A 12,285-nucleotide genomic window follows, 5' to 3' on the forward strand; every position below is an offset into this window, starting at 1 on the left:
CTTTTACCAAAAGGTTTCAAAGTTTCACGAAAAAATTATTGTACTGCAATTACCGATATTTCCACGTTTACATCTTTGGGCAAGCGGGCAACCTGTACGGTTTCGCGAGCGGGCGGGTTTGCAGTAAAATAATTGGCATATACGGCATTTATTCTGCCAAACAAATTCATGTCGGTAATAAAGATGGTGGCCTTTACCACATCGCCAAAAGAGTAATTGGCTGCTTTTAATACAGCATCTATGTTTTGCATTACGCGGTTGGTTTCTGCTTCTATGGTTTCGTTTTCTATAGCACCGGTTTGCGGATTCATAGGTATTTGTCCTGAAACGTATAAGGTGTTTCCTGCTTTTACTGCTTGGCTGTATGGGCCAATGGGCGCAGGTGCATTTTCGGTAAGTATAATTTCTTTCGTCATGTTCTGTATGTTGTTTTTTAGTATCAAAATCTTCCTAAGCGAATAAAGAATAATCCGCCCACGCCACTCAAACTTCCAACATTTATGTCTTTAAATTTTTCGCCAACAATAAGGCGGTAGTTAATGCCTATGCCTATGCGTAAAATTTTGGTGGCATTCCATGTGCCATAAACTGCCGGAATAATTCCACCATAGTTTCTTTTTATGGTAACTGTATCGAAGCGAGTGAATTTGATATTTGCCCAGCCTGCTGCCAGTTCGGGCTGCAACGAAAACTTTTTATCGTTAAAAAAAACATACCCAAAACTTAAGCCTGCAAAATGGTGTGTGGCGTAAATAGGAGCGGTATATTCGGGATAGGTGAGTTTTTTAATATCGTTGCGCGAAGAAAGCAGGTGGTAATGTGCGCCTACTACAAACTTTCTATTTACAACCCAGTGCAAACTAAAATGGGTGGTGGCGGCTGCAGATTTAAACATGTGTGTTGCTGCTACTCCTGCTTGCACATAAGCAGTACTTTCAAATTTCTTTGATTTAAAGAAAGGCGCGGTGGTATCGCTTTGTGCAGTTGATGAATAAACAAAGAATAGGCAAGGAAGCATAAACAAAATATGCCGCCATTTTACTGCCGATATATGCACTAAATACTCTTTGGTTCTTTTCATTCTAAAAGCAATAATAAAATATTGCGGTTGCTATGTTTAAACTAAAACTTAATTTTCGGCAATGGAACTAAAAGAATTTGTGAGTTGCTTTGCCGAATGTTTTACCGGATCGGGCGTTGCCATACATGCTCAAACAAAGTTTAAACAGTTAGATGAGTGGGGTTCTATGTTGGCGTTAATAGTAATTGCTACAATAGACAGCGATTTCCAGAAAACTATTACTGCCGAAGATATTGCTGCTGCCGAAACGGTGGAAGACTTGTTTAATATTGCTGCTGCAAAATAATCTATGGCATTTTCTGCTGTTCACCATATTACTTTAGATGCGTTGGCTGCCTCGGTTCCGGCTGCCTCAGAGGATAATTTGGAATTAACCATTTTGAATGAAAAGGAGCGCGAACTATTTGTAAAAACCGTGGGCATAAGATATAGAAGAGTTGCCGCCAATGGCATAACTGCAGCAGATTTGTGTGCTGCTTGTGCCGAAGATTTGTTTAGTAAAAATGCAGTGCAGCGCAGCGATGTAAAAGTGCTGATATTTATTTCGCAAACGCCCGATTATTTAATTCCAAATACGGCATCGCTCTTGCAGCATAGACTTGGTTTGGCAAAAGATTGTATTGCTTTCGATATAAACTTAGGCTGTTCGGGATATGTGTATGGTTTAAATGTGGCTGCAAGTTTACTTGCCAATATGAACACAGGAAAGGCGCTGCTGTTGGTGGGCGATGTTTCTACCGCAGTTATCTCTAAACGCGATAAGAGTGTGGTGCCTTTGTTTTCCGATGCAGGCTCTGCCACGGTGCTTTCAAAGAAGGCAGGCGAAGCAATGCACTTTAATTTACAAACAGATGGCGCAGAGTTCGATGATATTATTATACCAGAAGGTGGCATGAGGAATCGCTTTAGCGAAAAATCTTTGTGCGAAACTGAAAGAGAAAGCGGAAACTACAGGGCGGGAGTTCATATGCAGTTAAACGGTATCCGTATTTTTAATTTTGCATTGCGAGAAGTGGCACCCAACATTCAGCAGTTGCTAACCGAAGTGCAATACAATAAAGAGCAAATAGATTATTTTGTATTTCACCAGGCCAACAAGCTGATGCTTGAAAGTGTACGCAAAAAATTGGATGTACCCGAGCACAAAGTGCCTTATTCGTTATTCGATTTTGGAAATACCAGCTCGGCATCTATTCCGGTTACATTGGTAAATAATTTAAGAGCAGAACTAACCGATAAAAAATTGCAGTTGCTGCTGAGTGGCTTTGGTGTTGGACTTTCGTGGGGCAGCGTTTTGCTCAAAACCGAAAATGTGTTTGTTTCACCGCTTATACACGTGGCATGAACACACCTCAATTTTCAGTAGTAATACCGGTTTACAGAAGCGAGCAAACATTGCCCGAGATGTGCCGAGCTATTATTGATTTTTTTAATCGACAACAACTTTCGGTAGAAATTATTTTGGTAAACGATGCCAGCCCCGATAATACTTGGGAAACCATAAAAGAGCTCAAAACACAGTATCCCACAATAATTACAGCTATTAACCTTGCTAAAAATGCCGGGCAGCACCATGCGGTTTTGTGCGGCTTTCAGTATGTAAAAGGCAGTTTTATTATTACTATAGATGACGATTTGCAATACCATCCTTTCGAGATAGAAAAACTCATCAAGCAGCAGCAACTTACCCATGCAGATTTGGTATATGGCATACAAACGGTAAAGGAGCATTCGTATATTAAAAATCTGGGAAGCAAGGTGGTGGCATCTATATTTTCACGCTTTGCAAGCACACCGGGTAAAGGTTCTTCTTTTCGTTTAATTAAAGCCGAAGTAGTGCAAAACATAAAGCACTTCAACCAGCGCTATATTTACTTAGAAGAATTATTGGCATGGTTTGCCAGTAACATACAGTTTGTGGAAGTAAACCATGCAAAAAGAAAAGAGGGAAAATCGGGCTATACCATTCTAAAATTAACGCTGTGGACTCTCAGGCTTATTTTTACTTACACCACACTGCCACTTCGTGTAATGACCTACTTTGGGTTAATAGCATTTTTAGTTTGCTTAGGTTTTGTAGGTTACTTCTTATATATGAAATTTTCGTGTGGTGCCGAGTTAGGTTTTACGGCTTTAATTGTTTCAATTTTTATGAGTACAGGACTTATTCTGTTTAGCCTTGGCGTAATTGGTGAGTATTTGAATCGTTTATTTCAACTGCAAACAAAGCGCCCTGTTTTCTTTGTAAAGGAAGTATTGTAGCACTAAAAGCAGGTTATTTATATGGCAGCAACAGCAACCATTATTACCATTGGCGATGAACTTTTAATAGGGCAAACCATAGACACCAACAGCGCTTGGATGGGGCAAGAGCTGAATAAAATTGGTGTGCGTATATATCAGCGTATTGCTGTGGGCGATGATGCTGCACAAATTACTGATGCGCTGAAACGTGCAGCAGCCGTATCTTCTATTGTGCTTATTACGGGCGGCTTGGGGCCCACCAAAGACGATATAACCAAGAAAACGATTGCCGAGTATTTTGGAGTAGGCTTTGTATTTTATGAAGAGGTATGGGAAAAAATGAAGACCATTTTCGAAAAACGCGGCAAAGAAGTATTGGAGATGAACAGAGGCCAAGCCATGTTGCCTGCCAATGCACTCATGCTGCCCAATGCCCGTGGAACCGCTCAGGGAATGTGGTTCGATGAAGCCGGAGTAGTATATGTAAGTATGCCGGGAGTGCCGCACGAAATGAAACATTTAATGGAACAAGTAATTCCAAAGTTGCAGCAGCGCTTTAAACTGCCGCGCATAGTACATGCCACGGTAATGACTGCCGGTGCAGGCGAATCGAGTATTGCCGCCATGTTGGATAATTTCGAAAACGAACTGCCTAAACATATTAAGTTGGCGTATTTGCCCGACTTGGGAGTGCTAAAGTTGCGCCTAAGCGCTTACTCCGAAGCCAATGGCGAAGAAGTAAATCGGCAAATGCAGCAACTAAAATCTATTTTGAAAGGATATGTGTACTGCGATGGCGAAGCCTCTTTACAGGAAGTAGTTGGCAACATGTTGCTCAAAGAGAATGCTACGCTTGCCACTGCCGAAAGTTGTACCGGAGGCTATTTGGCACATTTAATAACTGCCGTACCCGGAAGTTCTGCATATTATTTGGGAAGCATTGTTAGTTATCACAACAGCCTTAAAACGAATTTACTTTTTGTACCAACCGAAACACTGTCGCAGCACGGAGCTGTAAGTGAAGCCACGGTTATAGAAATGGTGAAAGGCGCATTGCGGCAAACAGGTGCTACTTATGCCGTTGCCACTTCGGGCGTGGCAGGCCCTACCGGAGGCACACCCGAAAAACCAGTAGGAACGGTATGCTTTGCAGTTGGCTCTAAGGATAGAATAGTTTCACGCAAGCTGCACTTTTTTTCATCGCGCATGGAAAACATAAAAGTAAGTGCCAACACTGCCTTAAACTTGCTTCGGAAGTTTATGCTGAACGAAATATAGTTTTTGGGAAGAACTACTTTTTTTAAGCAATTGGCAGTAGCAAATAGCATAATAGGAATGCTGATTTTTTTGAATTTCAGAAAAAATACAAACAGCGCTGTACATTGCCATTTTTTCAATTCTTTTCTTACCTTCGGCTACTCAAAATATTGCTGCAAATGTTTACACAGTTTGAAGAAGAAGTACTTACCGAAGAAGCCGTATTACACACACACCAGCTCATAGTTCACAACGATAATATCAATACTTTCGATTGGGTAATTCAAGCGTTGGTAGATATTTGCAAACATTCGCTTGAGCAAGCAGAGCAGTGCTCGTTATTCATTCATCATAAGGGAAAATATGCAGTAAAGCGTGGCGGTTTTTCTACCTTGCATGAAATGCGTATTGCTATTGCCGAAAGAGGCATTGGAGCTACCATAGAGGCACTCTAGGAGCTATTTCTTAACCTAAGTTTTTGAGTATGAAAACGTTTTCAAGGAAGGATTTTTTGGTGGCAGGCGGCATCATTGGTGCCGGATTATTGATGCCTGAATTTTTACAGGCGCAAATCCGCACCAATACTTCAAAGAAGCGTTTGCTGCGCGTGGCACATATTACCGATGTGCATGTGCAGCCCGAAGGTGCAGCACCCAAAGGAATGGCTAATTGCCTGCACGAAATTCAGCAATTAGCCGATAAGCCCGATTTTATTGTAAACACCGGAGATGCCATTATGGATGCGCTTTCCAAAGAAAAAAGCAGGGTAAAAGCGCAATGGAATACTTGGAATAGCGTATTGGCAAACGAAAATTCAATGGAAATTTTTCATTGTATCGGTAACCACGATATTTGGGGTTGGAGCGGACTCTCTGCCCGCAGAACCGATGAGCATTACGGAAAACAATGGGCTACCGAAATGTTTGGAATTAAAAACCGCTTTTATTCATTCGATAAAAACGGATGGCATTTTGTAGTGCTGGATAGCATGACACATGTGCCGTTTGGCTATACCGCCAAATTAGATGGCGACCAATTCGATTGGTTAAAAGAAGACCTCGCCCGCACACCGCAAGATACATTTGTTTGTATCCTCAGTCATATCCCAATTCTATCTGCAAGCGTTTTCTTTGATGGCTCTAATGTAAAGCAAGGAAAATGGAAAATTCCGGGAGCGTGGATGCACCAAGATGCAGGTAAACTCAAGAATTTATTTTTGCAACATAAGAATGTAAAAGCTGCTCTGAGTGGGCACATACATTTAATAGACGAAGTGGCCTATAATGGCGTAAACTATTATTGCAATGGCGCAGTTAGTGGCGGCTGGTGGGGTGGTAATTACCAAGAGTTTCCTCCTGCTTTTTGCGTAATGAATTTTTATGACGATGGCTCTACCGAGCGCGAAGTGTATTACCATAACTGGAAAGCATGATTCCATCGCAGGTAAGGCTACAGAAACTGCTCGAAATGGAGCAGGTAAATCCACTTGATGCCTTTTTGAAGTTTGCTATAGCACAGGAGCTTGTAGCACAAGAAAATTTTCAGGAGGCTGAGAAATATTATCAGTTACTACTGAGAAAATTTCCCGATTATTTGCCCACTTACTATCATTTTGGCAAGCTGAACGAACAGCAAGGCAAAGCAACTCAAGCTAGAATTCTTTACGAAAAAGGAATAGTAGTGGCTAAGCAACAAACCAATGCCAAAACACTTGCAGAGTTGCAAGACGCCTTATTTTTCTTAGATTAAGAAGGTGTATTGCATTGCATAGAATTCTTGGTGCTTAGAAGAATTAGTTGGTTTCCCTTTTCCAACTATATTTGCTAAAAATTATTAAATTATGACACGTTGGTATTTTGCCGCAAGTTTTACTTTGCTGGCAGTATTTGCGGTTGCACAAGTAAATTTCTACACCCAAGACCGCTGGTTGGCACTAATAGATTATACCGGAATAAGTTACGAAAAGGTGAAAGCGGCAGCACCGCACTTTCCTAAAAGTGCACATATAGAAAGTGAAAAGCAGTATGCCGATTTTAAGGGAAAACTAGCACAATGGAAAACTAAATATGCCAGCGAAGTAGAGGCATTTTTAGCTCTGCCGGAAGTTAAAAAAGTAAACCCATCACGGGTGCACTTAGGTTTGCAACAAGCCGTAGAAACCCGAAAATTTGAAAATAGCTATTGGCAATGGATTCAAGCGGCAGGCTTGAGTATGCAGGATGTACATGGCTTTGCTTCACATTTTCCACAGCCGCGCATTACAAGCGATTTAGATAAAAGCGAACAAGTGTATAATGCCGTATTGCACGATTGGATGAAGTTGTATCCAAAAGAGTTGGAAGCAATGCTTAATCATCCTACGCTTGTTTCAATGAATAAAAGCCATGAACCCGCAGCAATAGAAGTGCCGGTAGCAGAGCCGTTTACATTGATAGAAGTTTCGGAAACACTCCCACTCTTTGCAGATTACGATTCGGGCAACAGCGAGTTAGATAAGCAGCGCTACGAATTGGCAGTAAAGCATTGGTATTTTAAGTATAAACCCGATGAGTATGTAACGCGCTATAATGTTACAGACTATCACAAAAATATAGAGCAAAAACAGTAATCCTAACACACAATTTTCCGATATCAAACACAATTTTATGAAACTCAATGAACGCTCTTTTATACAGCTTTTTTTCATTCAATTATTGCTGCTAAATACTTTGTATGCGCAAGTGCAGGATGGTGCCATGCGCATAAGTTTACGCTACGAAGGCGTGTGGGCAGAAAGTGGAGACGATGTGTGGCCCGATGCCGATGAGTTTAACAACGAAGGTTTTGTGCGCGATTATCCCGATTTAGACGGACAAGGTTTTTTTGGCACAGGCGTGCGTAGTTGGGGCAATGGCAATTTTGCTTGTTGCGGACCATACTCCGCTTCTATGCCGGGAGGCTCTTGGGTAAAAGATTTTACCTATGGCACTTTTAATTCTCCGGCTTTTACATTAACGCCCAATGGTTTGCAAACACGCCAGGTTGGTTGGGAAGATGATTGTTTCGATTGCTGTAGTGGCACGGTGGTATTGGGCGTTTGTTTTGCAAGTTGTAATGCTTGCCCTTATGGTTCGTATAGAAATTCGTACCAAAACCCATGCCCTTGCAGTACGGGAAATACTTGCGGCTGCACTTCCGATGATCAATATTGCGACCACCAGTTAAACAATCCCAACTACTTACCTTTTAGAAATGCACCACCTTACCAATGGACGTATAAAGGATATACTCAAACAGGCAATGCCGGTTACAGTGGTGGCTGCTCCGGAAACAACGTGGGAATGAGTTACAGCACCAACTGGACATCGCCCTGCCCCGATACAATTAAGGCTACCAGAAAAAATTTGTGTGAACCGGGTTATGTAACCATTACAACGCATGGCGCTGTTTTTGGTGGCGATTATGTTTGGTACGAAAATGGAAACTTCCTTCAATACTCTTCAAACAGTGATTCGTTTATTACGGTATATGTACCTTCTACTACAACATATAGAGTGTACACGCGCAACAATGGGCAAAACTCTTGGAGCTATCGCGAAATAACTATTACTGTTGGTCAGCCGCTTATCAATAGTATTACAGCCACCGACCCCACTTGCAATGGCACTGCTACGGGAACTATTACAGTAGCAGCTTCAGGCGGCAATGGTGCTATTCAGTATTCAAACGATAATGGTGCAACCTGGCAAGCCAATGGCAACTTTACAGCATTGGCACAAGGCATTTATTTCGTTAAAGTAAAAGATAGCTATTGTACGGTTCCTCCTTTTGGTGTAACCATTCAGCTAAAAGATCCACCATTGCTAAGTTCCAGCATTGCTGCGGTTACCAATGTTTTATGCAGTGGCGTTAATAGCGGTAAAGTAGATTTGTCGGTTACGGGTGGTGTTCCTCCTTATTCCTTCAATTGGACAAGAAATGGAAACCCATTTGCCAATACCGAAGACCTCAACAACATTAGTGGAGGAAATTATGCTGTAACCGTTACCGATTCAAAAGGTTGTGTTACAACTCAAAATGCGGCAGTTACACAACCAAATGCTCCGCTTAGCATTACCGGAAATGTTACCAATATTTTATGCAATAATGGCGCTTCGGGAAGTATTGATATTTCTGTAGCCGGAGGCACTGCTCCGTACACTTATTTTTGGAGCAATGGTGCTGCAACCGAAGATATTTCGGGGCTTGCTGCGGGAGCATACAATATTTTAGTAACAGACTTAAACGGCTGCCAGAAATCGGCAGTATTTGTGGTAACCGCTCCTGCTCCGCTTAGTGTTGGTTTTGTGAATCAGCAAAACGTAAATTGTTTTGGGCAAAGTACCGGAAGTGTAGAAGCGGTGGCTGCCGGAGGTGCAGGCAATTATGGCTATGCGTGGAGTAATGGCAATACAGGAGCAGTGTTGAGCAATGTTGCTGCTGCAAAATATTATGTAACGGTAACCGATGCCAATAATTGCACCACAACCGATAGTGTTGTAATTACACAGAATCCAAAGTATTTAATTACGTTGGAAGTAATTCAGCATGTACGTTGTTTTGGCGACTCCTTAGGCTCGGTGGCAATTTCTATAAATGGTGGCATTGCGCCATTTACTTTCCAATGGACAAACCTAAACTCCGGAGGTAACTATGGTGGTGGCGAAGATATTTACAACGTACCAATTGGCACTTACCGCGTGGTAGTGGCAGATGCGCTCGGTTGTGTAGATTCTTCGGATTACACTATTGCCGGTCCTCAAACACCGCTTTCTGTTGGTGCGCAAGGCTTTAATGTAAATTGCTATGGTGGCAGCGATGGCTCTATTACCACACAAGTTACGGGAGGCACGCCACCGTATCAGTTTATGTGGAGCAATCTTTCTACTCAGCCAAGCATAAGTGGGCTTGTGGCAGATGCGTATCAATTAACCGTTACGGATGCAAACAATTGCACATCCATTACACTTATCAATATTACCGAGCCGCAGCCGTATAGTGTAAAAGATTCTATTATTCATGTAACATGCAATGGAGGCAGCAATGGCGCTATTTTTATTACAAATGTAAGTGGCAGCAATGGCGGGTATGTATTTAATTGGTCTAATGCCGATACCGCCAGAAACCAAAGCAATTTAGTTGCCGGAAAATACTTGCTAACCATTACCGATAACCGCAATTGTACATACACCAATACTTACGAGGTGTTGGAGCCTTCGCCTATTTTATCTTCGGTGGCGGGCAATAATCCGAATTGCTACAGCAATGCTACGGGCTTTGCTGTGGTAAGTTATAGCGGAGGTATTCCGCCATATACTTTTGCATGGAATACCAACCCTGTGCAAACAGGCGTAATGGCCATAAATTTATATGGCGATTCTACGTATGTAATTACCATTACCGATGTGCGTGGATGTACAAAAATAGATTCTACGCGCTTGTTGCGCCCTGCAAAAGTAGAGGTAAGTACAACACCAAAAGACGTTTCTTGTTTTAGTGGCGATGACGGACTGGTAAAAATAAGTGCTACCGGAGGAACCGGCATTTACAGCTATTATGTAAATGGAATTTATCAAACAGATAGTGTTTACAATGGTTTATATGCAGGCTCATATACCGTAGTGGTAGAAGATAATAATAATTGCGTTGGCTCTACAACCTTTACCATTACTCAGCCGCAAGCATTTTTTGTAAGTGCAGGCGAAGACAAAGTTTCGTTGCGAAAAGAGCCTGTAACACTAACGGCAAAAGCCACTTCGCTCAATGGAATAATTGGCTATTTGTGGACTCCAAAAGATGGTTTAAGCTGCGATACTTGTGCTGAAACTTTGGCAGCACCGGATTCTACTACAGATTATGTGTTGCGCGTAATGGATGGCGATAGCTGCATCAATTTCGATACGGTTCGGGTTACCGTTAAGTTTGCTCCGCAATCGTTTATTCCTAATGCGTTTACTCCTAATGGCGATGGATTAAACGATTATTTCAATTTCGATATTTTGGGAGCAAAAACCATTGAGGTTAAAATTTTTGACCGTTGGGGAAATGCAGTGTACCACAATCCAAACCAACCGAATGGAACACAAAGCAAAAATGCTTGGGATGGAACATTTAAAGGTGCAAAAGTTGCGTACGAGAATTATGTTTACACCATAAAAGTTACCTTCTGGGACGAAACAGAAAGTTCTTACACCGGAACGGTAGCAGTAATGCGATAAACAATGAAAAATATTTTTGTATTGGCTTGCCTATCGGGCGCATTGGCAGTGGCTTTGGGTGCATTTGGTGCTCATGGTTTAAAGCCACATTTAGATACGTACCAAACTGATATATACAATAAGGCGGTTTTGTATCAATTTATACATACACTCATTATTGCAATTATTTCGTGGCACAGCAGCGAGCGCAAAATTGTATTGCCTGCTATGTTGTTTTTGGCAGGTATAGTGCTGTTTAGCGGATCGTTGTATTTATTGGCAACGGCTCACCTTACAGGCATTTCTAAAATGCTGCTTGGACCTATAACGCCTATTGGCGGCTTATGCTTTATTGCCGGGTGGATAAGTCTTGCAATGCTTCCAGCTGCCAGTAAAGGAAAGCAGTAAAAGTAATTACTTCGTATAAGCAAAAAGAACGGAAGCCGCTGGTGCAAACTTCCGCCTTTAGCAATAAAAAGAGATGGTGCTTAGTTGTATTTGTTTACGTAGAAAGAGCCGTTGGTTATATGTACGGTATCGGCTGTGTTGGTTTGGTTTACGCCTACAAAGTTAAAGGTTCCCTCTGTGTACTTATTGGTGTTATCGGTGTTTTTACGACCTGTAATTTTCCATGCTCCCGCTATTGGTTTGTAGCGAATTTGTGTATTATTTTTACTGTAAAAAGTTTGTGTAGAAGAGTCAAGAGTTACGCTTTGGCCAACCGTTTTAGTTAAGTCAAGTACTAAAATTATTGCGTGGTCCGATCCGTCTTTTGCCAACATGTCTATTACCAATTCATTGTAATTTCCGTTGTTGAAACTTGCAGTAACGGTATGTTCATCGCATTCAATTTTTTGCCCGTTTACAAAGAAGGTTGCTGTATGTTTTTTAAGCATTTCTTTAGAGCAAGAAAAGACAATACAACTTGCTATAGCGGCTATAAATAAAGGCTTCTTCATATAGTAGCTTAGTAGTTGTTTACATAAAAATACCCATCTGTAATATTGAAGGAGTCGGTTGGATTTGCAGGATCAAATACTACCATAGCAAAAGTTCCTTCGGTATGGCGTGTTGCCGGATTGCCCTCTTCGTGGCTTGTAATTTTCCATTCGCCACGCTTAGGTCGGTATTGCACAGCGCCAACGTGTGTGTAAGAGAACCCTTCTTGCAACGAATCAATTTTTACGGTTTGGTTTATTAAATTCAAGTTGAGTAAAATAGATGGCTGCATGGTACCTCCACTGCCTGCGGTTGGAGTTATTTGTAAGTATTGAGCACTGCCGTTGTAATAATTGGCACTCATGCCATCTTCGCCAATGTTGTAAGTAGTGCCGTTTAGAGTAAAGTGTGCTTCTTGTTTCTTTGTAAAACCTTTTTTACAAGATGCTGTGATTACGCTGGCAGCAATGGCCAGAAATAGAATTTTTTTCATTGCTAAATGATTTTAATTATTGAAGAGTGCAATAGTATGGCGTAGTATTTTGAATA

Annotated in this window: 14 protein-coding genes; 10 read left to right on the forward strand and 4 right to left on the reverse strand. The window is 41.6% G+C overall.

Features of this window, described 5'->3' with window-relative positions; translation table 11 throughout:
* Positions 1-35: 35 nt before the first annotated feature.
* A complete protein-coding gene (locus KF872_00005; GenBank protein MBX2901905.1) occupies positions 36-416 on the reverse strand; it encodes a RidA family protein in 381 nt (126 codons plus the stop codon).
* Between the two features lie 23 nt (positions 417-439).
* Positions 440-1,081, reverse strand: a complete 642-nt coding sequence (locus KF872_00010) for a hypothetical protein (protein ID MBX2901906.1) — start codon at positions 1,079-1,081, stop codon at positions 440-442.
* 61 nt (positions 1,082-1,142) lie between these two features.
* Between KF872_00010 and KF872_00015 the strand changes: the two genes are divergently transcribed.
* The 10 genes from KF872_00015 to KF872_00060 all read left to right on the forward strand — a co-directional run bounded on the left by KF872_00015 (position 1,143) and on the right by KF872_00060 (position 11,205).
* Complete coding sequence (locus KF872_00015) at positions 1,143-1,367, forward strand: hypothetical protein (GenBank protein MBX2901907.1); 225 nt, start codon at positions 1,143-1,145, stop codon at positions 1,365-1,367.
* Positions 1,368-1,370: 3 nt separating this feature from the next.
* Entirely contained in the window at positions 1,371-2,426 is a 1,056-nt protein-coding gene (locus tag KF872_00020; GenBank protein MBX2901908.1) for a ketoacyl-ACP synthase III, read from the forward strand.
* Positions 2,423-3,343, forward strand: a complete 921-nt coding sequence (locus KF872_00025; GenBank protein ID MBX2901909.1) for a glycosyltransferase family 2 protein — start codon at positions 2,423-2,425, stop codon at positions 3,341-3,343. The genes KF872_00020 and KF872_00025 overlap by 4 nt, the downstream gene beginning before the upstream one ends.
* A 21-nt stretch (positions 3,344-3,364) precedes the next feature.
* A complete protein-coding gene (locus KF872_00030) occupies positions 3,365-4,603 on the forward strand; it encodes a CinA family nicotinamide mononucleotide deamidase-related protein (protein MBX2901910.1) in 1,239 nt (412 codons plus the stop codon).
* Between the two features lie 158 nt (positions 4,604-4,761).
* Positions 4,762-5,037: an ATP-dependent Clp protease adaptor ClpS gene (locus KF872_00035; protein ID MBX2901911.1), complete on the forward strand. Its 276-nt coding sequence runs from the start codon at positions 4,762-4,764 to the stop codon at positions 5,035-5,037.
* Positions 5,038-5,066: 29 nt separating this feature from the next.
* Positions 5,067-6,014 carry a metallophosphoesterase gene (locus KF872_00040; GenBank protein MBX2901912.1) on the forward strand — a complete coding sequence of 316 codons (948 nt, stop codon included), beginning with the start codon at positions 5,067-5,069 and terminating at the stop codon, positions 6,012-6,014.
* On the forward strand, positions 6,011-6,331 hold the full coding sequence (locus KF872_00045; protein MBX2901913.1) for a hypothetical protein: 321 nt from the start codon (positions 6,011-6,013) through the stop codon (positions 6,329-6,331). Before KF872_00040 ends, KF872_00045 begins: the two co-directional genes overlap by 4 nt.
* Before the next feature lie 91 nt (positions 6,332-6,422).
* Positions 6,423-7,190: a hypothetical protein gene (locus KF872_00050; GenBank protein MBX2901914.1), complete on the forward strand. Its 768-nt coding sequence runs from the start codon at positions 6,423-6,425 to the stop codon at positions 7,188-7,190.
* A gap of 37 nt (positions 7,191-7,227) precedes the next feature.
* Entirely contained in the window at positions 7,228-10,818 is a 3,591-nt protein-coding gene (locus tag KF872_00055) for a gliding motility-associated C-terminal domain-containing protein (GenBank protein MBX2901915.1), read from the forward strand.
* A gap of 3 nt (positions 10,819-10,821) precedes the next feature.
* On the forward strand, positions 10,822-11,205 hold the full coding sequence (locus KF872_00060) for a DUF423 domain-containing protein (protein ID MBX2901916.1): 384 nt from the start codon (positions 10,822-10,824) through the stop codon (positions 11,203-11,205).
* Between the two features lie 80 nt (positions 11,206-11,285).
* On the opposite strand, the gene KF872_00065 is transcribed toward KF872_00060, so the two are convergent.
* Together KF872_00065 and KF872_00070 are read right to left on the reverse strand one after the other, a co-directional pair.
* Positions 11,286-11,756, reverse strand: a complete 471-nt coding sequence (locus tag KF872_00065) for a hypothetical protein (protein MBX2901917.1) — start codon at positions 11,754-11,756, stop codon at positions 11,286-11,288.
* Positions 11,757-11,764: 8 nt separating this feature from the next.
* On the reverse strand, positions 11,765-12,229 hold the full coding sequence (locus KF872_00070; protein MBX2901918.1) for a hypothetical protein: 465 nt from the start codon (positions 12,227-12,229) through the stop codon (positions 11,765-11,767).
* Positions 12,230-12,285 lie beyond the last annotated feature (56 nt).

The sequence above is a fragment of the Chitinophagales bacterium genome (assembly GCA_019638515.1).
In the GTDB taxonomy this organism is placed as follows: Bacteria; Bacteroidota; Bacteroidia; order Chitinophagales; family LD1; genus UBA7692.

Excerpts from the sequence above, each read along its gene's own strand:
- KF872_00005 (MBX2901905.1), bottom strand. The coding sequence starts at position 416 with ATGACGAAAGAAATTATACTTACCGAAAATGCACCTGCGCCCATTGGC.
- KF872_00010 (MBX2901906.1), bottom strand. The coding sequence starts at position 1,081 with ATGAAAAGAACCAAAGAGTATTTAGTGCATATATCGGCAGTAAAATGG.
- KF872_00015 (MBX2901907.1), top strand. The coding sequence starts at position 1,143 with ATGGAACTAAAAGAATTTGTGAGTTGCTTTGCCGAATGTTTTACCGGA.
- KF872_00020 (MBX2901908.1), top strand. The coding sequence starts at position 1,371 with ATGGCATTTTCTGCTGTTCACCATATTACTTTAGATGCGTTGGCTGCC.
- KF872_00025 (MBX2901909.1), top strand. The coding sequence starts at position 2,423 with ATGAACACACCTCAATTTTCAGTAGTAATACCGGTTTACAGAAGCGAG.
- KF872_00030 (MBX2901910.1), top strand. The coding sequence starts at position 3,365 with ATGGCAGCAACAGCAACCATTATTACCATTGGCGATGAACTTTTAATA.
- KF872_00035 (MBX2901911.1), top strand. The coding sequence starts at position 4,762 with ATGTTTACACAGTTTGAAGAAGAAGTACTTACCGAAGAAGCCGTATTA.
- KF872_00040 (MBX2901912.1), top strand. The coding sequence starts at position 5,067 with ATGAAAACGTTTTCAAGGAAGGATTTTTTGGTGGCAGGCGGCATCATT.
- KF872_00045 (MBX2901913.1), top strand. The coding sequence starts at position 6,011 with ATGATTCCATCGCAGGTAAGGCTACAGAAACTGCTCGAAATGGAGCAG.
- KF872_00050 (MBX2901914.1), top strand. The coding sequence starts at position 6,423 with ATGACACGTTGGTATTTTGCCGCAAGTTTTACTTTGCTGGCAGTATTT.
- KF872_00055 (MBX2901915.1), top strand. The coding sequence starts at position 7,228 with ATGAAACTCAATGAACGCTCTTTTATACAGCTTTTTTTCATTCAATTA.
- KF872_00060 (MBX2901916.1), top strand. The coding sequence starts at position 10,822 with ATGAAAAATATTTTTGTATTGGCTTGCCTATCGGGCGCATTGGCAGTG.
- KF872_00065 (MBX2901917.1), bottom strand. The coding sequence starts at position 11,756 with ATGAAGAAGCCTTTATTTATAGCCGCTATAGCAAGTTGTATTGTCTTT.
- KF872_00070 (MBX2901918.1), bottom strand. The coding sequence starts at position 12,229 with ATGAAAAAAATTCTATTTCTGGCCATTGCTGCCAGCGTAATCACAGCA.